22 protein-coding genes are annotated in these 22,876 nt (G+C 68.1%); 18 read left to right on the top strand and 4 right to left on the bottom strand.

Annotated elements, in window-relative coordinates:
• Positions 1-2 precede the first annotated feature (2 nt).
• The 13 genes from ftsW (at position 3) to dnaE (ending at position 14,714) form a co-directional block, all read left to right on the top strand.
• A complete protein-coding gene (gene ftsW / locus KIH31_RS06015) occupies positions 3-1,244 on the top strand; it encodes a putative lipid II flippase FtsW (RefSeq protein WP_214426157.1) in 1,242 nt (413 codons plus the stop codon).
• Positions 1,241-2,341, top strand: coding sequence for an undecaprenyldiphospho-muramoylpentapeptide beta-N-acetylglucosaminyltransferase (murG, locus tag KIH31_RS06010; protein WP_214426156.1), 1,101 nt, complete (start codon positions 1,241-1,243; stop codon positions 2,339-2,341). Before ftsW ends, murG begins: the two co-directional genes overlap by 4 nt.
• Positions 2,338-3,729 carry a UDP-N-acetylmuramate--L-alanine ligase gene (gene murC / locus KIH31_RS06005; RefSeq protein WP_214426155.1) on the top strand — a complete coding sequence of 464 codons (1,392 nt, stop codon included), beginning with the start codon at positions 2,338-2,340 and terminating at the stop codon, positions 3,727-3,729. The genes murG and murC overlap by 4 nt, the downstream gene beginning before the upstream one ends.
• On the top strand, positions 3,671-4,813 hold the full coding sequence (locus KIH31_RS06000; protein ID WP_214426154.1) for a cell division protein FtsQ/DivIB: 1,143 nt from the start codon (positions 3,671-3,673) through the stop codon (positions 4,811-4,813). The genes murC and KIH31_RS06000 overlap by 59 nt, the downstream gene beginning before the upstream one ends.
• 191 nt (positions 4,814-5,004) lie before the next feature.
• Positions 5,005-6,204, top strand: a complete 1,200-nt coding sequence (gene ftsZ, locus KIH31_RS05995; protein WP_214426153.1) for a cell division protein FtsZ — start codon at positions 5,005-5,007, stop codon at positions 6,202-6,204.
• Positions 6,205-6,220: 16 nt separating this feature from the next.
• A complete protein-coding gene (locus KIH31_RS05990) occupies positions 6,221-6,913 on the top strand; it encodes a polyphenol oxidase family protein (RefSeq protein ID WP_214426152.1) in 693 nt (230 codons plus the stop codon).
• Positions 6,906-7,625 (top strand): YggS family pyridoxal phosphate-dependent enzyme, encoded by a 720-nt coding sequence (locus KIH31_RS05985; protein ID WP_214426151.1) that lies wholly within the window; start codon positions 6,906-6,908, stop codon positions 7,623-7,625. The genes KIH31_RS05990 and KIH31_RS05985 overlap by 8 nt, the downstream gene beginning before the upstream one ends.
• Before the next feature lie 85 nt (positions 7,626-7,710).
• Positions 7,711-8,241 (top strand): cell division protein SepF, encoded by a 531-nt coding sequence (locus KIH31_RS05980; RefSeq protein WP_214426150.1) that lies wholly within the window; start codon positions 7,711-7,713, stop codon positions 8,239-8,241.
• A gap of 114 nt (positions 8,242-8,355) precedes the next feature.
• Positions 8,356-8,643: a YggT family protein gene (locus tag KIH31_RS05975; RefSeq protein ID WP_214426149.1), complete on the top strand. Its 288-nt coding sequence runs from the start codon at positions 8,356-8,358 to the stop codon at positions 8,641-8,643.
• 186 nt (positions 8,644-8,829) lie between these two features.
• Entirely contained in the window at positions 8,830-9,513 is a 684-nt protein-coding gene (locus tag KIH31_RS05970) for a DivIVA domain-containing protein (RefSeq protein ID WP_214426148.1), read from the top strand.
• A 122-nt stretch (positions 9,514-9,635) separates the two neighbouring features.
• Positions 9,636-10,232: a signal peptidase II gene (gene lspA / locus KIH31_RS05965; protein WP_214426147.1), complete on the top strand. Its 597-nt coding sequence runs from the start codon at positions 9,636-9,638 to the stop codon at positions 10,230-10,232.
• A complete protein-coding gene (locus KIH31_RS05960) occupies positions 10,222-11,151 on the top strand; it encodes an RluA family pseudouridine synthase (RefSeq protein ID WP_214426146.1) in 930 nt (309 codons plus the stop codon). Before lspA ends, KIH31_RS05960 begins: the two co-directional genes overlap by 11 nt.
• Before the next feature lie 35 nt (positions 11,152-11,186).
• Positions 11,187-14,714 (top strand): DNA polymerase III subunit alpha, encoded by a 3,528-nt coding sequence (dnaE, locus tag KIH31_RS05955; RefSeq protein WP_214426145.1) that lies wholly within the window; start codon positions 11,187-11,189, stop codon positions 14,712-14,714.
• A gap of 35 nt (positions 14,715-14,749) precedes the next feature.
• Here dnaE and KIH31_RS05950 read toward each other — a convergent pair whose 3' ends face one another.
• On the bottom strand, positions 14,750-15,208 hold the full coding sequence (locus KIH31_RS05950) for a flavin reductase family protein (protein ID WP_214426261.1): 459 nt from the start codon (positions 15,206-15,208) through the stop codon (positions 14,750-14,752).
• A gap of 139 nt (positions 15,209-15,347) precedes the next feature.
• Between KIH31_RS05950 and KIH31_RS05945 the strand changes: the two genes are divergently transcribed.
• The 3 genes from KIH31_RS05945 (at position 15,348) to nrdR (ending at position 17,909) form a co-directional block, all read left to right on the top strand.
• The gene (locus KIH31_RS05945) at positions 15,348-15,890 is read left to right on the top strand and encodes a hypothetical protein (protein WP_214426144.1); all 543 of its coding nucleotides are present in this window, start codon (positions 15,348-15,350) and stop codon (positions 15,888-15,890) included.
• Positions 15,891-15,913: 23 nt separating this feature from the next.
• The gene (gene hisD, locus KIH31_RS05940) at positions 15,914-17,266 is read left to right on the top strand and encodes a histidinol dehydrogenase (RefSeq protein ID WP_214426143.1); all 1,353 of its coding nucleotides are present in this window, start codon (positions 15,914-15,916) and stop codon (positions 17,264-17,266) included.
• Between the two features lie 160 nt (positions 17,267-17,426).
• Positions 17,427-17,909 (top strand): transcriptional regulator NrdR, encoded by a 483-nt coding sequence (nrdR, locus tag KIH31_RS05935; protein WP_214426142.1) that lies wholly within the window; start codon positions 17,427-17,429, stop codon positions 17,907-17,909.
• 50 nt (positions 17,910-17,959) lie between these two features.
• Here nrdR and ppgK read toward each other — a convergent pair whose 3' ends face one another.
• Both ppgK and map read right to left on the bottom strand, forming a co-directional pair.
• A complete protein-coding gene (gene ppgK, locus KIH31_RS05930) occupies positions 17,960-18,766 on the bottom strand; it encodes a polyphosphate--glucose phosphotransferase (RefSeq protein ID WP_214426141.1) in 807 nt (268 codons plus the stop codon).
• Between the two features lie 64 nt (positions 18,767-18,830).
• The gene (gene map / locus KIH31_RS05925; RefSeq protein WP_214426140.1) at positions 18,831-19,709 is read right to left on the bottom strand and encodes a type I methionyl aminopeptidase; all 879 of its coding nucleotides are present in this window, start codon (positions 19,707-19,709) and stop codon (positions 18,831-18,833) included.
• Between the two features lie 110 nt (positions 19,710-19,819).
• Between map and KIH31_RS05920 the strand changes: the two genes are divergently transcribed.
• Positions 19,820-19,984: an SPOR domain-containing protein gene (locus tag KIH31_RS05920; protein ID WP_214426139.1), complete on the top strand. Its 165-nt coding sequence runs from the start codon at positions 19,820-19,822 to the stop codon at positions 19,982-19,984.
• Between the two features lie 439 nt (positions 19,985-20,423).
• Here the strand turns inward: KIH31_RS05920 and panB are convergent, their stop codons facing one another.
• Positions 20,424-21,344: a 3-methyl-2-oxobutanoate hydroxymethyltransferase gene (gene panB, locus KIH31_RS05915; protein ID WP_214426138.1), complete on the bottom strand. Its 921-nt coding sequence runs from the start codon at positions 21,342-21,344 to the stop codon at positions 20,424-20,426.
• Positions 21,345-21,534: 190 nt separating this feature from the next.
• Here panB and glnA point away from each other — a divergent pair, with 190 nt between their 5' ends.
• Complete coding sequence (gene glnA, locus KIH31_RS05910; RefSeq protein WP_214426137.1) at positions 21,535-22,875, top strand: type I glutamate--ammonia ligase; 1,341 nt, start codon at positions 21,535-21,537, stop codon at positions 22,873-22,875.
• Position 22,876 lies beyond the last annotated feature (1 nt).

The following is a 22,876-nucleotide window of genomic DNA, read 5'->3' as shown; positions in this document are numbered from 1 at the left end:
CAATGGTCACCACGCCCACCCGCCCCAAGGCCACGGGCAGCACCCAGGTGCGCACAGTGAGCAGCCCTGCAGCGCTGGCCCGGGCGCGCACCCTGCTCCGCGGGTTCTGGCCGCGGCTGGAGGGCAACGGCGGCGCCGGCGGTTCCAGCTACTACCTGATCCTTGGAGCCACGCTGGCGCTGACCGTCATCGGCCTGATGATGGTGCTCTCGTCCTCCTCGGTGGAGGCGATCACCACCGGTGAATCCTCCTACCAGCTGTTCCTGCGGCAGGGGATCTACGCCGTCGTCGGCATCGCGGCCATGCTGTTCCTGTCCCGGCGGAAGGTCCGCTTCATCCGCGGCCTCGCCTGGCCCGCACTCTTCCTGGCGCTGCTGCTGCTGGTGCTGGTGCTCGCCATCGGCACCGAAGTCAACGGCAACAAGAACTGGATCGTGATCGGCCCGTTCAGCGCGCAGCCTTCCGAATTCGCCAAGCTCGCACTGGCACTGTGGATGGGCGCGGTGCTGTACCGCAAGGTCTCGTTGCTGCGGCGCCCGATGCACGTTGTCGTGCCGGTGATTCCTGCCGCCGTGATCATCGTGTCGCTGGTGGCGCTCGGGCACGACCTGGGCACCTCGGTGCTCATCGCCATCATCGTGGGTGCGGGCCTGTTCTTCGCCGGAACCCCGATGAAGATGTTCGGGGTGGCGGGGGCGGCCGGTGTTGTCTTTGCGCTCGTCCTGGCCGTCACCAGCGCGAACCGGATGGGGCGCATCACTGCCTGGCTGGGGCACGGCTGCGACAACGGCCAGGACGTCTGCTATCAGTCCACCAACGGCATCTACGCCCTCGCCTCCGGGGGCTGGCTTGGCGTGGGGCTTGGACAAAGCCGGCAGAAGTGGAACTGGATCCCCGAGGCCCACAACGACTTCATCTTCGCGATCATCGGCGAGGAGCTCGGACTGGTGGGCACCCTGGTGGTGCTGGTGCTCTTCGGCATCCTCGCCGTCGCCATCTTCCGCGTGGTGAACCGCCACCAGAACGAGCCCTTCGTGCGCATCGTGGCCGGGTCACTGATGATCTGGATCCTTGGGCAGGCAGTGGTGAACATCGCCATGGTGACCGGCATGCTGCCGGTCATCGGCGTCCCGCTGCCCTTCATCTCGTACGGCGGCTCGGCGCTGGTCTGTAACCTGGCCGCCATCGGCGTCATTCTTTCGTTCGCCCGAACCAAGCAGGAAAGCGACTTATCCACTTCATGAGCACCCGCGCCCTTTCAGTCGTACTCGCGGGCGGAGGGACGGCAGGACATGTCAGCCCGCTGCTCGCCATCGCCCACGCCCTGCGCGAGCAGAACCCCGAGACCCGGATCCTTGCCGTCGGCACCGAGAACGGCATGGAGAGCCGGCTCGTGCCCGCTGCAGGATTCGAGCTGGCCACCATCGACAGGGTCCCGATGCCGCGCAAGCCGTCCGGGGACCTGCTGCGGTTGCCCGCACGGCTCGCCCGCGCCGTCGGACAGGCCGGGCGCATCCTCGAGCAAGCCGGCGCGGACGTGCTGGTCGGCGTCGGCGGTTATGTCTGCACCCCCATGTACCTGGCCGCGCGGAGCCGCGGCATCCCCGTTGTCGTGCACGAGGCAAACGCCCGGCCCGGTCTGGCCAACCGCGTGGGGGCACGCTTCGCGCGGCGTGTGGCCGTGGCGTTCACTGCGGCCAAACTGCCGCACGCGCGCCTGGTGGGCATGCCGATGCGCCGGGAAATTTCCGGTCTCGACCGCGAGGCAGCCCGCCCTGCCGCCCGCGCGGCACTGGGCCTGAGCGAGGACCAGCCGGTGCTTGTCGTCACCGGCGGCTCGTCGGGGGCCGCGAGCATCAATGGCACGATCGCCCGGTCCATCCCCGCTCTCTCCGATGCCGGCATCCAGGTCCTGCACATCACCGGCCGCGGCAAGCAGGTGCTTGCCGACGACGGCGCGGTCCTTGAGGCCCCGGGCTACCGGCAGGTCGAATACGTGGACGGGATGGAGAGCGTCTACGCGGCCGCCGACCTGCTGCTCGCCCGGGCCGGGGCCGCAACGGTCAGCGAGGTGTCAGCTGTCGGCCTGCCATCCGTGCTGGTGCCGCTGCCGCACGGCAACGGCGAACAAGCTTTGAACGCAGCGGAGCTGGCGGCGGCCGGGGGAGCGGTCCTGGTCAGCGACGACGCGTTCACGCCCGACTGGGTGTACGCGAACCTCGTCCCGCTGCTGACCGACCCGGCCCGGTTGCAGACCATGTCCGCGGCAGCGGCCGCGCTGGGCATCCGCGACGCCGACCGCCGGATGGCCGCGCTGGTCGCCGAGGCGGTGTCCGAATGAGCCCGGCCGTGCTGGCGGACCTGGGCCGCGTCCACTTCGTGGGGATCGGGGGCGCCGGCATGTCCGCCGTCGCCCGAATCATGCTGGCCCAGGGCGTGCCGGTCAGCGGATCGGACGCCAACGAATCGGCCGGCCTGCGCGCGCTGGCAGCACTGGGCGCCCGGGTGGTCGCCGGGCACAGCGCCGAGGCCGTGGCGGACGTCGACACCGTCGTGATTTCTTCCGCGATCCGCGAGAGCAATCCGGAACTGGCCGTCGCAAGGTCACGCGGGCTCACGGTGCTGCACCGGTCCGAGGCGCTGGCAGCTGCGATGGCTGCCGACCGCGTGGTGGCCGTGGCCGGCACGCACGGCAAGACCACCACGACGTCCATGATCACCGTGCTGCTGCGCGGCGCCGGGCTGGACCCGTCCTTCGCCATCGGCGCCACCGTCCCGGCGCTCGGGGTCAACGCCGCACACGGACGGTCCGACATCTTCGTCGCGGAGGCGGATGAATCGGACGGTTCGTTCCTGAACTACCGGCCGGGCATCGCCGTCGTGACGAACGTCGAGCCGGACCATCTGGACCATTACGGCACCGCCGAAGCGGTGTACGAGTCGTTCCGCCGGTTCGCCGCGCTGCTGCCGGCCGGGGGCCTGCTGGTGGCCTGCGCCGACGACGCCGGGTCCCGGGAACTGGGGCTGGGCGTCCGGGAACTCGGCGCCTGCCGCGTGGTGCTCTACGGGCAGGACGAAAACGCGGACGTGAGGCTGCTCAACCCGGCCGCGCCCGGCGCCGCGCTGTCGCTGCAGCGCGACGGTCTGGCTGAAACCTTCCCGCTCCGGCTCCAGGTCCCCGGTGTGCACAACGCGCTGAACGCGGCCGCCGCCTTCGCGGTGGCGGTGGAACTTGGCGTGGAGCCCGCCCAGGCAGCCGCCGCGCTGGCAGCTTTCGCCGGGGCCGCCCGCCGTTTCGAATTCAAGGGCGCCGGCCGGGGGGTGCGCGTGTTTGACGACTATGCCCACCACCCCACCGAGGTGCACGCCGCGCTGACCGCCGCCAGGACGGTCGCCGAGGGCCACCGGGTGCATGTCATCTTCCAGCCGCACCTGTTCTCGCGCACGCGGGAATTCGCAGCGGAGTTCGCCGCTGCCCTCGATCTTGCCGATACGGTGGCCGTGCTCGACATCTATCCGGCCCGGGAGGATCCGATCCCCGGGGTGACCAGTGAGCTGATCACCGCCAGGATGCAGCACGGCAGCTACCAGCCCGACAAGGCCGCGGCGGTTGCCGCGGCCGGAGCGGACGCCAGGCCCGGAGACATCATCCTCACAGTCGGCGCGGGCGATGTCACTGCCCTCGGTGCCGACGTCGTTGCAGCGCTCGGGGGCGGCCATGCCGGGTAACCGCAAACCGCCCGTCATCAGCTCGCGCGGCAACGGGGCCGCCACCGCCGGGCCGCCGCCGGCGCCGGAACAAGGCGCGGCTCCGGAGCAAGGCACGGCGGACGGGACCGGGCTCCGGCGTCCGGGGCGGGTTTTCTCCGCGACCAAGGACGTCGACCCGGCGCCCGCACAGGAGAACGCGGCAAAGAATTCCGCAAAGAGTTCCGCAAAGAATGCGCGCGCGGCGCGGCAGGCGGACGGGGGACCGGCCGGCGAGGACGCGCAGTCCGACGCGGTGACGACGCCGGAGCGCTCCGGTTTCCGCTGGCCGGGCCGCAGGAAGGCCGTGCCGGGCGCCGACCCGGACGACGCGGCGAACGTCCTGGCGTTCCCGGAGCCGCCGGCGCGCCGGCGGCGGCGGCGTCTGCTGCTCACGGCCGGAGCTGTCGTGGCTGTCGTGGCCGCGCTGGTGGCTGTGCTGGTGTTCTCCCCGCTGCTGGCCGTGCGCACCATCAAGGTGGACGGCCTGAAGCTGGCCACCGCCAAGCAGGTCGACGCCGCCTTGGCGCCACTCAAGGGCAAGCCCCTGCCGCAGGTCGACGCCGCGCAGGTCCAGCAACTGCTCGGCCGGCTGCCACAGGTCCACTACAGCACCATCGAGGCCCGGCCGCCGTCGACCCTGCTGGTGCACATCACCGAGCGCGTGCCGGTCGCCTTGGTGAAGAACGGCAATGCCTTCGTGCAGGTCGACCAGGACGGGGTCCAGGTAGCGACGGTGAAGGACCGTTCAGCGGTGGCGCTGCCGGTGATCGACGGCGGCACGGCGGCCGTCGGCAAGAATATTTTCAAGGCGATCACCGCTGTGCTGGCGGTGCTGCCGCCGGCCATCCTGGCGCGGATGGACCACGCCCAGGCATCCTCGGTCGATTCAGTGCAGCTCACCCTCAACGACGGCAAGACCGTGGTGTGGGGCAACGCTTCGGAGAAGGAACTCAAGGCGAAGGTGCTGCAGGCACTGTTGAACGCTGCGCCGAGCACCTTGCCGGGGGCGGCCCCGGTCCAGGTCTACGACGTCAGCACCCCGCGCGACCCGGTTACCCGTTAGCGCCTCACGCGGTCAGACTTTCCGGGCAAAACGGCGACACGCGGTACTGGTCATTGCAGAACCATCCAATCCTCAATACCGTCGCAGACAGAGCTACTTGACATAACTATAACCTTCAACTTGAAGGTTAAGCTACAAAGCTTCAAGCTTTGGTTGAACCAAATCCAGGAAACGAACAAGGGACACGGAACGTGGCAGCACCGCAGAATTACTTGGCCGTCATCAAGGTCGTCGGCATCGGCGGCGGTGGCGTGAACGCAGTCAACCGCATGATCGAGGTGGGGCTGCGCGGCGTTGAGTTCATTGCGATCAACACCGACGCGCAGGCCCTCCTGATGAGCGACGCTGACGTCAAGCTCGACGTCGGCCGTGAACTGACCCGTGGCCTGGGTGCCGGAGCAAACCCCGACGTCGGACGCCAGGCCGCCGAGGACCACGCCGAGGAGATTGAGGAAGTGCTCCGCGGTGCGGACATGGTCTTCGTGACCGCCGGCGAAGGCGGCGGCACGGGCACGGGCGGCGCGCCCGTCGTGGCCCGCATCGCCCGCTCGCTCGGGGCACTCACCATCGGCGTGGTCACCCGCCCGTTCACCTTCGAGGGCCGCCGCCGCGCGAGCTCGGCCGAGAACGGCATCGACGCGCTGCGTGACGAAGTGGACACGTTGATCGTCATCCCGAACGACCGACTGCTCTCGATCAGCGACCGCAACGTGTCCGTGCTGGACGCCTTCCGCTCCGCCGACCAGGTGCTCCTGTCCGGTGTGCAGGGCATCACGGACCTGATCACCACCCCGGGCCTGATCAACCTCGACTTCGCCGACGTCAAGTCCGTGATGCAGGGCGCCGGCTCTGCGCTGATGGGCATCGGGTCCGCGCGCGGCGAGGACCGTGCCGTCAAGGCCGCCGAACTGGCGATTGCCTCCCCGCTGCTCGAGGCCTCGATCGACGGCGCGCACGGCGTGCTGCTGTCGATCCAGGGCGGTTCCGACCTGGGCCTGTTCGAGATCAACGAGGCGGCACGCCTCGTCCAGGAAGTGGCGCACCCGGAGGCGAACATCATCTTCGGTGCAGTCATCGACGACGCGCTCGGCGACGAAGCACGCGTCACGGTGATCGCGGCCGGGTTCGACAATGTGGACGCCACCAACGCCTCCCCGGAGTCCCACCAGGCCGAGCGCGCGGCAGCGGCCCAGGTCCCCGTCCCGAACCACGCCCCCGCACAGAGCTCCGCCCCGGTGGCCGCGCCGTCGTCGCTCGGTGCCTGGGGCAGGCCGTCCTCCAACGGTTCGCACAGTGACGCCGGTTTCGACGTCGACCTGCCGGCCGTCGTGGAGCCGGACCTGTCCGGCTCCCGGGCCGATGACCTGGACGTCCCCGACTTCCTGAAGTAGGACCGGGCGAATTCGGGTGTTCTGGTGGCGTGAGGAAGTGCGTCCCGGCGTGTCGGTGGCATTCACGGACACCGGCGCCGGGAACATGGCCCTTCATGTCGGCGATGACCCCGACGCGGTGCTGCTCCGCCGGGCCCGGCTCGAACGCGAGCTGGGCCTTGCCGGTGCCCCCCTGCAGTTCATGGACCAGGTCCACGGCAACGAGGTGGCGGTGATCAACGGGCCCGCGCCCGCGCCGACCGCCGACGCGATGGTGTCCACCGGCCGTGCCCTCGCCGTGATGGTTGCTGACTGCGTGCCCGTCGTGCTGGTGGGGGAGACGGCGCACGGCTCGCCGGTGCTGGCGGTGGCGCACGCAGGCAGGCCGGGCGTGGCCTCCGGTGTCGTCCCGCGCACCGTGGAGGCCATGCGGCACGCCGGCGCGGCCGCGATCAGCGCCTGGATCGGCCCCTCCGTGTGCGGGTTGTGCTACGAGGTCCCGGCCGCGATGCGCCAGGAGGTGGCCGCGGCGGTGCCGGCAACGCATGCCGTCACCCGGGTCGGCACTCCCGCCCTTGACCTGCCTGCCGGGGTCGCCAGCCAGCTGGCTGCCGCCGGCGTCAGGTACGAGTTCGCGGGCGGCTGCACCCAGGAGGAGGAGCGCCTCTTTTCGCACCGGCGCGACGCGCCGACCGGACGCTTCGCAGGACTGGTGTGGCTCCATGGCTGAGCCTGCCGACCGCAGCGCGGAACTGGCCGGGGCCCTCGCACGGGTCCGGGAGCGGATTGCCGCCGCGGCTGCCGGGCGAAAGGGGCCGGCGCCCGAACTGATCGTCGTCACCAAGTTCCACCCGGCGTCCGATATCCGCCTGCTGGCCGCGCTGGGCGTGCGGGACGTGGGGGAAAGCCGCGACCAGGAGGCTTCGGCGAAAGCGGCCGAGCTTGAAGGCCTCGGCCTGCGGTGGCACTTCATCGGCCAGCTGCAGAAGAACAAGGCGAAATCGGTGGTCCGCTATGCCCATTCGGTGCACTCGGTGGACCGGGCGTCGCTCGTGGATGCGCTCGGCAAGGCGATGGCTGCCGAACAGCAGGCCAGCGGCAGGCCGGACCTGGCCTGCTTCATCCAGGTCGACCTGCAGGACGGCGGCGGGGAGGGCCGCGGCGGAGCGTCGCCGGCCGGCGTCGCCGCCCTTGCCGACCGGATCGCCGGCACCCCCGGTCTGGCGCTGGCCGGCGTGATGGCGGTGGCGCCGCTGGGTGCGGACCCGGACGCGGCGTTCAGCCGGTTGGCCGGAATCTCGCGGGACCTGAGGCTTTCGCACCCCGCCGCCACGGCGATATCAGCGGGCATGAGCCAGGATCTTGAACAGGCCGTGGCGCACGGAGCGACACACCTGCGCGTCGGTTCGGATGTCCTCGGTGCGCGGCCGCCGGTACGGTAGCGTCAGGCCTGTTGGAGACATGTTTTACCGCACCGTTTGTACCGCACCCGGACTGCACGAAAAGAAGACACGATAGGAGCCAACCATGGCCGGCGCTCTGCGCAAGACAATGATCTATCTTGGGCTCGCCGATGGTGACGAGCACTACGAGTCCGAAACCAGCGACTCCGGGCACAAGAACGAGGATTATTCAGTGGACTACGAGCGCGAAGAGCGCCGTCCGGCCAGCGCGCAGGAACCTGCAGCGGCCGCCGCGGCACCGGCGCAGGAGGAGTACCGGGCACCCGTGACACCCATCAAGCGTGCGGCATCCAGCCGCGAGGACTCCGCAGCCCTCCGCCAGATCACCACGGTGCATCCGCGCTCCTACAACGACGCCAAGGTGATCGGCGAGAGCTTCCGCGACGGGATCCCCGTGATCATGAACGTCACGGACATGGGCGAAGCCGACGCCAAGCGCCTCGTGGACTTCTCGGCCGGCCTGGTCTTCGGCCTGCACGGCAGCATCGAGCGCGTCACCAACAAGGTCTTCCTGCTTTCGCCGTCCTACATTGAGGTCCTTGGCGATGACAAAAAGGCCAGCGAGTCGCAGACCAGCTTCTTCAACCAGAGCTGACGTGGCGGCGCCGCCGGCACGCAGTCACCGGCGCGACGCGGCCGATCGCGCGGTCCTGGCGCCCGCTAGGATGGGAGGACCGTGGGTTGACCCAGAAAAGGATCGTGTTCGAGCGTGTCGATTGTCTTCTCCCTGCTGCATCTCCTGCTCTTTCTGTTCTTCGTGACTCTGCTGGTGCGGCTGGTGTACGACTGGGTGCAGATCTTCGCGCGCAGTTGGCGCCCCCGGGGCGTCGCGCTGGTCGCCGCCCATGTGGTCTACAGCGTGACGGATCCGCCGCTGCGCCTGCTGCGCCGCTGGCTCCCGCCGATCCGTATCGGGGGCATCAGCCTGGATCTGGGCTTCCTGGTGCTCTTTATCGCGGTTTCAATAGCGATGAACGTCACCGGGAATTTGGCCTGATTTCGCTTTACGGGAATGTGGCCGCCAATATCCCCGGCAGCCGTATCCGCTGTGTTAGTCTCCGAACCAAGAAGTAAAAACTCCGAAGCACACTTACTGTGAATTAGAGTTCCCACGACAGTATTCGATACCGTAGAGTCGACCGCCGGCAGGCTGTCAGACGAACCAAACCAATGAGGTGACCAGATGGCTCTGACGCCAGAAGACGTTGTCAACAAGCGGTTTCAGCCGACCAAATTCCGCGAGGGATACGACCAGGACGAGGTCGACGATTTCCTTGATGAGATCGTCGTCGAACTGCGGCGCCTGAACCAGGAAAACGAGGACCTGCGCAAGCAGGTTGCAGACCTTTCCTCCGGCAAGCAGCCGCAGGCTGCAGCAGCCGGCGCCCCGGTGGTCGAAAAGGTCCCGGCCGAGAAGAAGGAAGAGCCGAAGGAAGAGGCCAAGCCGGCCAAGAAGGAAGAGCCCGAGGCCGCGGTCGCCAAGGTCCCGGCGCAGCCGTCTGCCGTGCAGGCTGCCCCCAGCGGCGCCAACGTGGCTGCCGAATCCGCTGCCGGCGTTCTCGCCATGGCCCAGAAGCTGCACGACCAGCACGTCAACGACGGCATCGCGCAGCGCGACAAGATCATCGCCGAAGCACAGATCGAGGCCAGCAGCCTCGTCAACGACGCCCAGGAAAAGAGCCGGAAGGTGCTCGGCGCCCTCGAGCAGCAGCGCTCGGTCCTCGAGCGCAAGGTGGAGCAGCTGCGCGGCTTCGAGCGCGACTACCGCTCGCGCCTGAAGGCTTACATCGAAGGCCAGCTGCGCGACCTCGAATCCCGCGGCTCCGTTGCCACTCCGGAGATTTCGGACGCCAACAGCAACATCTGACAACTGCCGCGGAAGCCGGCGGCTGGGGACTGCCCAGCCGCCGGCTTCTGTCATGTCCACTGCCTGAAGGCCGGGCGACCGTCCAGCCTTCGGCAACGAATATGTGCTAGAACGAAAGCAAGATGAACGAAGAATCCACCGCCCCAGCCCGCCCGGCCCCGCCGCGAGTCCGGCGGCGCGGCCCGCTTCTGGCCATCCTCGCGGGCCTGGCGGTATTCGCCTATGTCTTCGACCAGCTGACCAAGGCGTGGGTGAGCTCCACGATGTACGAAGGCCAGGTCACTGCTGTCCTGCCGCCGCTGCTGAGCTGGCACTACATCCGCAACTCCGGCGCCGCGTTCTCCATCGGCGAGAACTTCACGTGGGTCTTCAGCATCATCATGGCGGTCGTTGCCGTCCTGATCCTCTGGCAGGCCCGGCGGCTCGGCTCCGTCTGGTGGGCCGTCGCCCTCGGGATGCTGCTCGGCGGCGCGCTGGGGAACCTCACTGATCGGCTGTTCCGGCCGCCTTCCTTCGGGATGGGCCACGTCGTCGACTTCATCGCCCTGCCGAACTTCGCCATCTTCAACATCGCCGACTCCGCGATCGTCGGCGCGGTGATCCTGATCTGCATCCTGACCCTGAACGGGCTCGGACTGGACGGCCGCCGGCACGCCGCAGCCAAGGGCGCCCCTGGGGCGGCCCCGGAAGGTTCCCCGGAGGCGCCCGGTGACGCCTGAGCAGTACACGGTTCCGGAGGAGCTCTCGGGCAGCCGCGCCGACGCTGCGCTGGCCCAGCTGCTGGGAGTGTCCCGCAGCGCGGCCGCCCTGCTCTGCAGCGAAGGCAATGTCAGCGCCTCGGGCGCACCGCTGGCCAAGGCGGACAAGGTCTCGGCCGGCCAGCGGCTGGACGTGCAGGTGCCCGAGCGCCGGGACCCGCTCGCCGTCGTCGAGGAGCCGGTCGAGGGACTTGACGTGCTGCTCGACGACGAGCACTTCGTGGTGATCGACAAGCCTGTCGGCGTTGCTGCCCACCCCTCCCCGGGGTGGGTGGGGCCGACGGTGGTCGGCGGCCTCGCCGCCGCCGGCTTCCGGATCTCCACCTCCGGGGCGCCCGAACGCCGCGGCATCGTGCACCGGCTCGACGTCGGCACCTCGGGCGTGATGGTGGTGGCCAAGACCGAACTCGGCTACACCGCGCTCAAGCGGGCCTTCAAGGAGCGCACGGTGGACAAGGTGTACCACGCGCTGGTGCAGGGTCTGCCGGATCCGCTCAAGGGCACCATCGACGCGCCCATCGGCCGGCACCCCGGCTACGACTGGCGGTTCGCCGTCGTGGAGGACGGGCGGCCCTCGGTGACGCACTACGAAGTAATCGAAGCCTTCGGCAAAGCCTCGCTCGTGGAGGTGCACCTGGAGACCGGCCGGACCCACCAGATCCGCGTCCATTTCTCCGCCCTGCGCCACCCCTGTGCCGGAGATCTCACTTACGGCGCGGACCCGAAGCTCGCGGCCGCGCTCGGACTGACCCGGCAATGGCTGCACGCCCGGCAGCTGGGCTTCACCCACCCGTCAACGGGGGAGTGGGTGGTCGTCACGAGCGACTACCCGGATGACCTGCAGTACGCCCTCGACGCGCTGGCCGACGGCCGCGCCTGACCGGCCGGGGACATCGCCGGACTTAGAATGGACGGGTGGCAAGCCAGGACTCCTTCACCCATCTGCACGTCCATACCGAGTACTCGATGCTGGACGGCGCCGCCCGGCTGACGGACCTCTTCGAACACGCGAACGAACTCGGCATGACCTCGATGGCGACCACCGACCACGGGTTCGTGTTCGGTGCGTTCGACTTCTGGTCCAAGGCCAAGGCTGCCGGCATCAAGCCGATCATCGGCGTCGAGGCCTACCTCACCCCCGGTACCGCGCGGCAGGACAAGACCCGCGTGCGCTGGGGCGACGGCGGCCGCAACGACGTTTCCGGCGCAGGCGCTTACACCCACATGACGCTGTTCTCGGAGACCACCGAGGGCATGCACAACCTGTTCCGGATGTCCTCGCTGGCGTCGCTGGAGGGCTACCTCTACAAGCCGCGCATGGACCGCGAGCTGCTGCAGACCTACGGCAAGGGCCTGATTGCCACCACGGGCTGCCCCTCGGGCGAAGTGCAGACCAAGCTGCGGCTCGGGTTGTACAAGGAAGCAGTGCAGGCGGCGTCGGACTTCCGCGACATCTTCGGCCCGGAGAACTTCTTCTGCGAGCTCATGGACCACGGCCTGGACATCGAGCGCAACGTCACCAGCGACCTGCTCAAGCTCGCCAAGGACCTGAACCTGCCGCTGGTGGCCACCAACGACCTGCACTACACGCGCGCCGAGGACGCCGCCTCGCACGCGGCGCTGCTCTGCGTGCAGTCCGGGTCCACGATGGCGGACCCGAAGCGCTTCAAGTTCGACGCCGACGAGTTCTACCTCAAGTCACCGGCCGAGATGCGCTCGATCTTCCGCGACCACCCGGAGGCGTGCGACAACACGCTGCTCATCGCCGAGCGCTGCGACGTCGAGTTCAACACCAAGGCCAACTACATGCCCCGGTACCCGGTGCCGGCGGGCGAGAACGAACAGTCCTGGTTCGTGAAGGAAGTCGAAAAGGGCCTGCACTACCGCTACCCCGAAGGCATCCCGGACAAGGTCCGCAAGCAGGCCGACTACGAGGTCGGCGTCATCTCCCAGATGGGCTTTCCCGGCTACTTCCTGGTCGTGGCGGACTTCATCAACTGGGCCAAGAACAACGGCATCCGCGTCGGTCCCGGCCGCGGCTCCGGCGCCGGCTCGATGGCCGCCTACGCGATGCGCATCACCGACCTCGACCCGCTCGAGCACGGCCTGATCTTCGAGCGGTTCCTGAACCCCGACCGCGTTTCCATGCCTGACTTCGACGTCGACTTCGACGACCGCCGCCGCTCCGAAGTGATCCGCTACGTCACCGAGAAGTACGGTGACGAGCGTGTGGCCATGATCGTCACCTACGGAACGATCAAGGCCAAGCAGGCGCTGAAGGACTCCTCCCGCGTGCTCGGCTATCCGTTCTCCACCGGTGAGCGCCTGACGAAGGCGATGCCGCCGGACGTGATGGGCAAGGGCATCTCCCTCGCGGACGTGCACAACCCGGACGCGAAGCGGTACTCGGAGGCGGACGAGCTGCGCGAGCTGCTCAAGTCCGATGCCGATTCGCAGAAGGTCTTCGAGATGGCGCAGGGCCTGGAAGGCCTGAAGCGCCAGTGGGGGGTCCACGCTGCCGGCGTGATCATGTCCTCGGACCCGCTGATCGACATCATCCCGATCATGCGGCGCGACCAGGACGGCCAGGTGATCACCCAGTTCGACTATCCGACCTGTGAGGGCCTCGGCCTGATCAAGATGGACTTTTTGGGCCTGCGGAACCTGACGATCATCACGGACGCGCTGGAGAACATCAAGCTCAACCGGGACGAGGACCTGGTCCTGGAGGACCTGGCGCTCGATGACAGGGCCTCCTACGACCTGCTCGCCCGCGGCGACACCCTCGGGGTGTTCCAGCTCGACGGCGGCCCGATGCGCTCGCTCCTGAAGCTCATGCGGCCGGACAACTTCGAGGACATCTCCGCCGTGCTCGCGCTCTACCGGCCCGGCCCGATGGGCGCCAACGCGCACACCAACTACGCGCTGCGCAAGAACAAGCTCCAGGACATCACCCCGATCCACCCGGAGCTCGCGGAACCCCTCTCGGAGATCCTCGGCCAGACCTACGGCCTGATCGTGTACCAGGAGCAGGTCATGGCCATCGCGCAGAAACTGGCCGGGTACAGCCTCGGCCAGGCCGACATCCTGCGCCGCGCGATGGGCAAGAAGAAGAAGTCCGAGCTGGACAAGCAGTACGAGGGCTTCTCCGGCGGCATGAAGGCCAACGGCTACTCCGACGCGGCGGTCAAGACGCTGTGGGACATCCTGCTTCCGTTCTCCGACTACGCGTTCAACAAGGCGCACTCCGCGGCGTACGGGGTCGTCTCCTACTGGACGGCGTACCTGAAGGCGCACTACCCCTCCGAGTACATGGCCGCGCTGCTCACCTCCGTGGGCGACGACAAGGACAAACTGGCGATGTACCTGAACGAATGCCGGCGGATGGGCATCACGGTGCTGCCGCCGGACGTGAACGAATCCTCCGTCAACTTCACGCCTGTCGGCACCGACATCCGCTTCGGCATGGCCGCCGTGCGCAACGTCGGGGTGAATGTGGTCGAGGCCATGGTGAAGGCGCGGCAGGAGCAGAGCGCCTTCACCTCCTTCAAGGATTTCCTCATGAAGGTGCCGGCCGTGGTGTGCAACAAGCGCACCATTGAGTCCATGATCAAGGCGGGAGCCTTCGACTCGCTGGGCCATCCGCGGCGCGCGCTGGCCATGATCCACGAGGAGGCCATCGACTCGGTCATCACGATCAAGCGCAACGAGGCCGTGGGCCAGTTCGACCTCTTCGCCGGCATCGGGGACGAGGAACCGGAAGCCTCCCTGACCACCGAGATACCGGACCTGCCCGAGTGGGAGAAAAAGGACAAGCTCTCCTTCGAGCGCGACATGCTCGGCCTCTACGTCTCGGACCACCCTCTGCAGGGCCTGGAGGGGGTGCTGAGCCAGCACGCCGATTCCTCGATTACCCAGATCATCGGGGAAGAGGGCCCGCCCGACGGCGCCATCGTGACCATCGCCGGCATGATCACCTCGCTCTCTCGCCGCATCGCCAAGAACAGCGGCAACGCCTATGCGCGGGCCGAGATCGAAGACCTGGGCGGCTCGATGGAAGTCATGTTCTTCGGCCAGGTCTACGGTCCGATCTCCACCGTGCTGGCCGAGGACCTGATCGTCGTGGTCCGTGGCCGGCTGCAGCGGCGCGACGACGGGGCAGTGACCCTCAACGCGCAGGAAATGACCGTGCCGGACCTGAGCGACGGCCATTCCGGGCCGGTGGTGATCTCGATGCAGAACCACAAGGCGACCGAGGCGGTGGTCACGGCGCTCGGGGATGTGCTGCGCACCCATCCGGGAACCAGCGAGGTGCAGGTGCGGCTGGCCGGGACCCGGTCCATCGAGGTGATGAAGCTCGGCGTGCACCTGCGGGTCAGTCCGACGCCTGCGCTGTTCGGGGACCTGAAGGTGCTGCTCGGTCCTGCCTGCCTGGAGGCCTGAGCAGCCCCCGCCGGCCCCGCAGGCCGGGGGCCAGCTCAGATCTCGTACTCCAGCGGCGAGGGCTGGCCGTAGGCACCCCCGTGGTAGAGCAGCGGAACGTCGTCACGGCCGACGGCGCCGTCGACGACTTCGGCCACGATGACGGCGTTGCTCTCGAAGGACAGCCGGGCGACGATCCTGCCGACCAGCCAGCCGGTCACGTCATGGAGCAGCGGCACGTCCTGGGCGCCGCGCCGCCAGTGGTCCCCCTCGAACCGGTCGCGGCTCCGGGCGAAGCGGTCGGCCAGGCCGCGGTTCATCAGCCCCAGCATGTGCACCCCGACGAAATCGGCATTGGCCACCGCGGACCACGAGGAACTGGTCCGGGCCATGTTGAACGTGAACCGGGGAGGATCCGCGGACAGCGATGCCACGGACGTCGCGGTGAAGCCGTAGGGCACGCCCCCATGGTTCGCCGTCACGATGACCACCCCCGCGGCATGGCGGCGGAACATCTCCCTGAAGATGTCGCTCCGGTCTGCGCGTGCCTCGGTCACTGGCCGCCTTCCCCTCGTTGCTGACAGCTTGCTCCCAGTTTCCACGCAATGCGCCGGGCCGTCCATGCCCGGACGACAGGTTTGTTAATGTGGATCCATGACGCAGCCCGCCTCCTCCGGCCAGCCGGCCTACCCTCCGGCCGCCTACACCCCTGCGGTTCCCGCCGACCTGACGTCGGCGCCCCCGGCATCCCTGATCCGGTGGTTCAGCCTCACCGCCGCCGCGGGCATCCCGGTGGGCCTGCTCTGGTGGTTCCTCGCTCCGGGCGGAGCCTTCTACGCCTCAGGGGAGAACGCCGACACCTGGCTGCCCCGCGACCTGACGCTCGGGCTCATCGGGCTCGTGGCCGGCCTTGTGGTCGCGGGCCTGCTGTTCCCGAAGCGGCGCGCGCCCGGCGCGTCCTCGAAGGTGAACGCCGCCGTCGTCGGCAGCATCGTCGGCTCACTGGTGGCGTGGCAGGTCGGCGTGCTGGCCGGCTCCTGGTGGGGCCATGCTCCGGCGAACCCTGTGAGCGACAGCGTTCTGTTCTCCTTGCGTTCCTACAGCGTGCTGGCGATCTGGCCCGGGGCGGCGGCCCTCGCTTCGTTCTTCCTCAACCTCGGAAGCCTTCTGCGCTCCTCGCCGGCGCGGGCTGCCTAGGGCCGCCCGCGTAAACTGGAGCGGTGACTATCGAAGACACCGCCACCGTCAGCATCCGCGGCATCGACCTGCGCGGGGAGCACCTCAGCCTCGCCGAACTCCGGCGCGCCGTGCCCCGGGCCCGCAACGAGCGCGCCGCCGACGCCGAACAGCAGGTCGCGGCGATCATCGCCCAGGTGCGGTCCGGCGGCTTCGGGGCCCTGTCCGCGCTCGCTGAAAAGTTCGACGGCGTCCGCCAGGACCACCCGCGGGTGCCGGCGTCGGCTCTCGCGGAGGCGCTGGAGATGCTCGACCCCGCGGTCCGGAGCGCCCTGGAGGAGTCCATCAGCCGGGCCCGTGCCTTCGCTGATGCGCAGCGTCCCACCGCCGCTGAAGTCGAGCTGGGTGCCGGCGCGAAAGTGACGCAGAAATGGGTTCCGGTGGGGCGGGTCGGGCTGTATGTTCCCGGCGGCCTGGCGGTCTATCCTTCCTCGGTCATCATGAACGTGGTGCCCGCCCTCGCGGCGGGCGTCGAATCGATTGCCCTGGCCTCCCCGCCGCAGAAGGCTTCCGGTGGGCTGCCGCACCCGACGATCCTGGCTGCCGCGGAACTGCTTGGCATCGAGGAGGTCTACGCGATCGGCGGAGCCCAGGCCATCGCGGCCTTCGCCTACGGTGTGGACGCCGCCCCGGACGCCCCAGGGATCGACCCCGTCGACGTCGTCACCGGCCCGGGAAACATTTTCGTGGCCACAGCCAAGCGGCTGGTCAAGGGGGTTGTCGGGATCGATTCGGAGGCCGGCCCCACGGAGATTCTGATCCTCGCCGATGCGACGGCCCGCCCGGCGCTCGTCGCGGCGGACCTGATCAGCCAGGCCGAGCACGACCCGAACGCGGCGTCCGTGCTGGTCACCGATTCCGAGGAACTCGCCGCTGCCGTGCGCACCGAGCTTTCCGCACAGGCGGCGGCGACCAAGCACTCCGGGCGCGTCCGGCAGGCGCTGTCCGGGGAACAGTCAGCCATTGTCCTGGTGGACGACGTCGAGCAGGGCCTGCAGGTGTGCGACGCCTACGCTGCCGAGCACCTCGAGGTGATGACCGCGGATGCCGGCGCGGTCGCTTCCAGGGTCCGCAGCGCCGGCGCCATTTTTGTGGGGGACTACAGCCCGGTGAGCCTGGGTGACTACTGCGCCGGTTCCAACCACGTCCTCCCCACCAGCGGCACCGCAGCATTCTCCTCCGGTTTGAACGTGGCGACTTTCCTCCGCGCAATCCAGGTCATTGACTACGACAAGGCGGCGCTGAACGAGGTGAGCGGCCACATCGTGAGCCTTTCGCGCGCCGAGGACCTGCCGGCGCACGGGGACGCGGTCAGCATCCGCTTCCTCGGAGGCTGAGCACCTTGGTCCCATCAAATTGGTCCCGGCAGATCCGTCCCGGCAAGGCCGCGAACCACTACATGTGGTAATGACAGTCTTGTAATTCAACAATATCTAGTCCTAGAATGGGTGGACTGGCCCATCACATCAGGCGCGGAGCGGAAAGCGGGGAAACGGCGTGTACTGTCCTTTCTGCCGCAACCCGGATTCGCGGGTCGTGGACAGCCGCGTCACGGATGACGGCTCCGCCATCCGCCGGCGCCGCCAGTGCGCCCAGTGCGGGCGGCGCTTCACCACGGTGGAGACAACCAGCCTGACTGTGATCAAGCGCTCGGGGGTGGGGGAGCCGTTCAGCCGCTCCAAGGTCATCAACGGCGTCCGCAAAGCCTGCCAAGGCCGGCCCGTCACGGACGACGACCTCGCCCTTCTGGCCCAGGAAGTGGAAGAAGCCATCCGGGCCAGCGGAGCCGCGGAAATCGAAGCCCACGAGGTGGGCCTGGCTATCCTCGGCCCGCTGCAGAAGCTGGACCAAGTGGCCTATCTGCGCTTCGCAAGCGTCTACCAGGCCTTTGAATCGCTCGAGGACTTCGAGGCTGCCATTGCGGTGCTTCGCCGCGAGCAGCGCCCGGGAACGGGCAGCAAGGCGCAGAGCGCCCTTTAGACTCCGGTGGTGGCTGCGGAGGGGAAGCCGGAGCCACCACCGGCATCCAATTACTTGATGATCTTGTCGCTGATCGCCACCTGAAGCGCAGCGCCGACGATGCCGGCGTTGTTCCTCAGCTTGGCCGTCACGATCGGGGTCTGCAGCTTCAGTGCGGGCAGGAAGTCCTCGCTGCGCTTCGAAATCCCGCCGCCGACGATGAACAGTTCGGGGGAGAAGAGGAACTCGACGTGCGAGAAGTAGCGCTGCAGTCGCACGGAGTATTCTTCCCAGTCGATGCCGTCGCGTTCGCGTGCCGAGGCCGAGGCCTTGGATTCGGCGTCAAAACCGTCGATTTCCAGGTGGCCCAGCTCGGCGTTGGGCACGAGCTTGCCGTCCATGATGAAGGCCGAACCGATGCCGGTGCCCAGGGTGATGACGAGCACGACGCCGTCGACGCCCTTCCCGGCGCCGTAGCGCACCTCGGCCAGGCCGGCGGCGTCGGCGTCGTTGAGCACGTGGACCTTGCGGCCGATCCGCTCCGTGAAGAGCTTGTCCACGTCGGTGCCGATCCAGGACGGATCCACATTGGCGGCCGAGCGCGCGACGCCGTGGGAGATAATGGCCGGGAAGTCGATGCCGACCGGGACGTCCTTGCCGGGGGCCTGCGGACGGGAATCCAGTTCCGCCACCACCTGGGCGAGCACCTCCGCGACGGCTTCGGGGGTTGCCGGGCGCGGGGTATCAATGCGGAACCGGTCCCCGATCAGCTGGCCCGACTTGAGGTCGACAATGCCGCCTTTGATGCCGGTGCCACCGATATCGATGCCGATGACGGTCTTCGAACTCTTCTTGCCGGCTTTGTCGTCCTTGGGCATTGTCTCTCCGGATTCGGGGTCGGAATGGGGGTGGCGGGGCCGAGGCGGCTGTGCCGCGGCCGGGTCAGGGCAGGGTCAGGATTTCCGCGCCGGAATCCGTGACCACCAGGGTGTGCTCAAACTGGGCGGTGCGCTTCCGGTCGCGGGTCAGCACGGTCCAGTCATCGTCCCACATGTCCCATTCAATGGTGCCGAGCGTGAGCATGGGTTCGATCGTGAACACCATCCCGGGTTCCATGACGGTGTTGTAGGCCGGGGCTGCATCGTAGTGCGGAATGATCAGCCCCGTATGGAAAGCCTCGCCGACGCCGTGGCCGGTGAAGTCCCGCACTACACCGTAGCCGAAACGCTTGGCGTAGGAGGATATGGCACGTCCTATTACATTGATTTCCCGGCCGGGCGCTACTGCCTTGATCGCGCGGTTGAGGGATTCCTGCGTCCGTTCGACCAGCAGCCGCGATTCCTCGTCCACATCGCCGACCAGGAAGGTGTAGTTCGTGTCGCCGTGCACGCCGTCCTTGTAGGCCGTGATGTCGATGTTGATGATGTCCCCGTCCTGCAGGACGGTGCTGTCCGGAATGCCGTGGCAGATGACCTCATTCAGGCTCGTGCACAGCGACTTGGGGAACCCGCGGTAACCCAGGGTGCTGGGATAGGCGTTGTGGGCGACCACGAACTCGTGGCCGATCCGGTCCAGTTCATCGGTGGTGACCCCGGGCCGGATGTGCTTCCCGACCTCGACAATGGCTTGTGCGGCGATCTTGGAGGCCGCGCGGATTTTTTCCAGCGTCTCCGGGCTCTTGACCTCCGAGCCGGTGAACTTCGCCGGCGTGGGGCGGCCGACGTACTCGGGCCGGGGGATCGACGCCGGCACCGGGCGGAGCGGGCTGATCGTCCCCTGTACCAGCGTGCCGATGGGAGCGGTGGAGACAGAGTGAGGCATACCCTCGATCATATAAGGCGCGGCCCCGGCCGGCTGACTCCACCAAGCCGGCCAAGGCATAGGATCGTGCCGAGAGATCAGAGAGCCGCGACGAACCTGAGGAGGCTGCCATGCCGCAGTACTGGTACAACGTGAAGACCCACCAGGTCGAGGAGGACGCCCAGTCCGACTGGACTCAGCTGATCGGCCCTTACCAGACGCGCGAGGAAGCCGAGCACGCCCTGGAAAAGGTGCGTCAACGGAACGAGAGCTGGGAAGCCGGAGACGAGGACTGACCGGGCCCCGGCAAGGACCGCGGGGCGGCGGCCCGGCGATTCCCGCACGGTGAGCGTGACCGCCCCCAGGCGGCCACGCTCACCGCTCCCGCCCACAGCAGCTTGATGGCTTCCGCGCTCAGCGAGCACGGTACAGTCGGGCCGCCACCGTCGCTCCTGTGAGCATCAGCATTGCCCCGGGAGGCAGCGGGAATGCCCTCCGGCATCCCCGGCCGGTAAGGCAATGCCTGTCTTCGGGCCGGTACCGCGCGCGGCCAGATGAGGCGGCGGCACCTTCGAGGAGGCAGCAGGCCCGGCGGCAGACAACGACGGCCGGTGCCGTTCACAGAACCCACCCCCCAGCGAGATCGTTCCGGATTCAACCGTACGACCCGGTCGGGAAATAAGTCCAGAGATTTGCGGAACAGTCCTGCCGGCCGGCACCGGAGGTGCAGGCAGTCTAGAAGCTGTGCTCGGGCCCGGGGAACGAGCCGTCGAGGACGTCCCGCCGATAGGCCTTGGCCGCGTCGGAAAGGACGGTGTGCAGGTCCGCATACTGCTTGACGAACTTGGCGATTTTCCCGGTGCGCAGGCCGGCCATGTCCTGCCAAACCAGCACCTGGCCGGTGGTGGAGCTGCCCGCCCCGATGCCAATCGTGGGAACGGCCACCGCTGCGTCCACGCGGGCGGCGGCTTCGGCAGGCACCATTTCCATCAGCACGCAGAACGCGCCGGCATCCGCGAGGGCAACCGCATCGTCCACGAGCCGTTCGGCGGCGTCACCGCGGCCCTGGACCCGGTAGCCGCCCAGGGTGTGTTCGCTCTGCGGGGTGAACCCGATGTGCGCCATGACCGGGATGCCCGCCGCCACCATGGCGCGCACGTAGTCGGCGTAATACGCGCCGCCTTCCATCTTCACGGCATGGGCCAGGCCCTCCTTCATGAGCCGCACGGAGGACTCGATGGCCTGTGCCGGAGAAATTTCGTAGCTTCCGAAGGGAAGGTCGACGACGACGAGGGCGCGCTTGGCGGAGCGTGCCACCGCGCGGCAGAGCGGGATCATTTCGTCCAGCGTCACGGGAAGGGAGGTTTCGTTGCCGTACACGTTGTTCGAGGCGGAGTCTCCCACCAGCAGCACCTCGATGCCGGCGTCGTCAAAGATCGACGCGGTGTACTGGTCATAGGCCGTCAGCATGGCGAACCGCTCGCCCTTGAGCTTGGCCTGCTGCAGATGGTGCGTCCTGATCCGGGCTGCGGCGAGGCCGGACGGCCCGCTGCCGTAGGGGGCGACGGTTTCGGGGCCCGCGGCGTCCGGTTGCGGCGCGGATCCCGGTGCGGATTTCGGGGCGTCCGGCACCGGGGACGGGGAGTTATCAGCCATCCCCCGAGCCTAGCCTCAGGCCGCGTTCTTTAGCCACATGACCGGCGGCCGCTTCCCCTGCCGGATGCGCCGTCCCCAGGCTTTCTCTTAGTAGAGTAGACGCCAGAGACTGCGGCCTCTGTTTCGACGGCGGACCCGGGGAACAGCCGGCCCGCGCTGCCAGCCGCAACAGCCCGAACAGAAGGACGCCATGGACCGCCAGCAAGAGTTCGTTCTCCGCACGATTGAAGAGCGCGATGTCCGCTTCGTACGGCTTTGGTTCACTGACGTCGTCGGCTCGTTGAAGTCCGTGGCGCTGGCGCCGGCCGAAGTCGAGGGTGCGTTTGAGGAGGGGCTCGGGTTCGACGGTTCCTCGATCGAGGGCCTGGCCCGCGTCTTCGAGTCCGACATGCTCGCACAGCCGGACCCGTCCACCTTCCAGATCCTGCCGTGGCGCGGCGAGACCGAGCAGACCTCCCGCATGTTCTGCGACGTCCTGACCCCTGACGGCCAGCCGTCCGCCGCGGATCCGCGCAACGTGCTCAAGCGTGCGCTGGCCAAGGCCGCGGACATGGGCTTCACCTGCTACACCCACCCGGAAATCGAGTTCTACCTGCTCAAGTCCACCGAACTCGGACCCGACGGCGCGCCGGTGCCTGTGGACGAGGGCGGCTACTTCGACCACGTCCCCGGCGGCGTCGCGCAGGATTTCCGCCGCACGGCCGTCACGATGCTCGAATCGGTCGGCATCTCGGTCGAGTTCAGCCACCATGAGGCCGGCCCCGGCCAGAACGAAATCGACCTGCGCTACGCCGATGCCCTGCAGACGGCGGACAACATCATGACGTTCCGCACCGTCATCAAGGAAGTCGCCCTGATGCAGGGCACCTATGCGACCTTCATGCCGAAGCCTTTCACCGCCCACCCCGGCTCGGGCATGCACACGCATTTTTCACTGTTCGAGGGCGACACCAACGCGTTCTATGAAGCGGGGGCGGAATTCCAGCTGTCGAAGACGGCGAAACAGTTCATCGCCGGCATCCTGCGGCACGCCCCGGAGTTCACCGCCGTGACGAACCAGTTCGTGAACTCCTACAAGCGCCTCTGGGGCGGGGGAGAGGCGCCGAGCTACCTGTCCTGGGGGCACAACAACCGTTCGGCCCTGGTGCGCGTCCCGCTCTACAAGCCGGGCAAGGGGCAGTCCGCGCGGATCGAATACCGCGGCATCGACTCGGCGGCCAACCCGTACCTGGCGTACGCGGTGCTGCTGGGCGCCGGGCTGAAGGGCATCGAGGAAGGCTACGACCTGCCGTCCGCGGCCGAAGAGGACATCTGGTCGCTGACCTCGGCCGAGCGCCGCGCGATGGGCCACGACCCGCTGCCCTCGAGCCTTCATGACGCGATCCGGATTATGGAGGATTCGGACCTGATGGCCGAGATCCTCGGTGAGCAGGTATTCGAGCACTTCCTGCGCAACAAGCGCCAGGAATGGCAGGACTACCGCCTGGAGGTCACTCCTTTCGAACTCCAGCGGCATTTCGGCATCCTGTAGG

Source organism: Paenarthrobacter sp. DKR-5, from assembly GCF_018531425.1.
GTDB lineage: Bacteria > Actinomycetota > Actinomycetes > Actinomycetales > Micrococcaceae > DKR-5.
The sequence above is the reverse complement of the archived record's forward strand: the minus strand, read 5'-3'. Positions and strand labels throughout refer to the sequence as shown.

Coding starts and splice junctions, on each gene's coding strand:
- ftsW (WP_214426157.1), top strand. CDS start 3: ATGGTCACCACGCCCACCCGCCCCAAGGCCACGGGCAGCACCCAGGTG.
- murG (WP_214426156.1), top strand. CDS start 1,241: ATGAGCACCCGCGCCCTTTCAGTCGTACTCGCGGGCGGAGGGACGGCA.
- murC (WP_214426155.1), top strand. CDS start 2,338: ATGAGCCCGGCCGTGCTGGCGGACCTGGGCCGCGTCCACTTCGTGGGG.
- KIH31_RS06000 (WP_214426154.1), top strand. CDS start 3,671: ATGTCACTGCCCTCGGTGCCGACGTCGTTGCAGCGCTCGGGGGCGGCC.
- KIH31_RS05985 (WP_214426151.1), top strand. CDS start 6,906: ATGGCTGAGCCTGCCGACCGCAGCGCGGAACTGGCCGGGGCCCTCGCA.
- KIH31_RS05980 (WP_214426150.1), top strand. CDS start 7,711: ATGGCCGGCGCTCTGCGCAAGACAATGATCTATCTTGGGCTCGCCGAT.
- KIH31_RS05970 (WP_214426148.1), top strand. CDS start 8,830: ATGGCTCTGACGCCAGAAGACGTTGTCAACAAGCGGTTTCAGCCGACC.
- lspA (WP_214426147.1), top strand. CDS start 9,636: ATGAACGAAGAATCCACCGCCCCAGCCCGCCCGGCCCCGCCGCGAGTC.
- KIH31_RS05950 (WP_214426261.1), bottom strand. CDS start 15,208: ATGTTCCGCCGCCATGCCGCGGGGGTGGTCATCGTGACGGCGAACCAT.
- KIH31_RS05945 (WP_214426144.1), top strand. CDS start 15,348: ATGACGCAGCCCGCCTCCTCCGGCCAGCCGGCCTACCCTCCGGCCGCC.
- ppgK (WP_214426141.1), bottom strand. CDS start 18,766: ATGCCCAAGGACGACAAAGCCGGCAAGAAGAGTTCGAAGACCGTCATC.
- map (WP_214426140.1), bottom strand. CDS start 19,709: ATGCCTCACTCTGTCTCCACCGCTCCCATCGGCACGCTGGTACAGGGG.
- KIH31_RS05920 (WP_214426139.1), top strand. CDS start 19,820: ATGCCGCAGTACTGGTACAACGTGAAGACCCACCAGGTCGAGGAGGAC.
- panB (WP_214426138.1), bottom strand. CDS start 21,344: ATGGCTGATAACTCCCCGTCCCCGGTGCCGGACGCCCCGAAATCCGCA.
- glnA (WP_214426137.1), top strand. CDS start 21,535: ATGGACCGCCAGCAAGAGTTCGTTCTCCGCACGATTGAAGAGCGCGAT.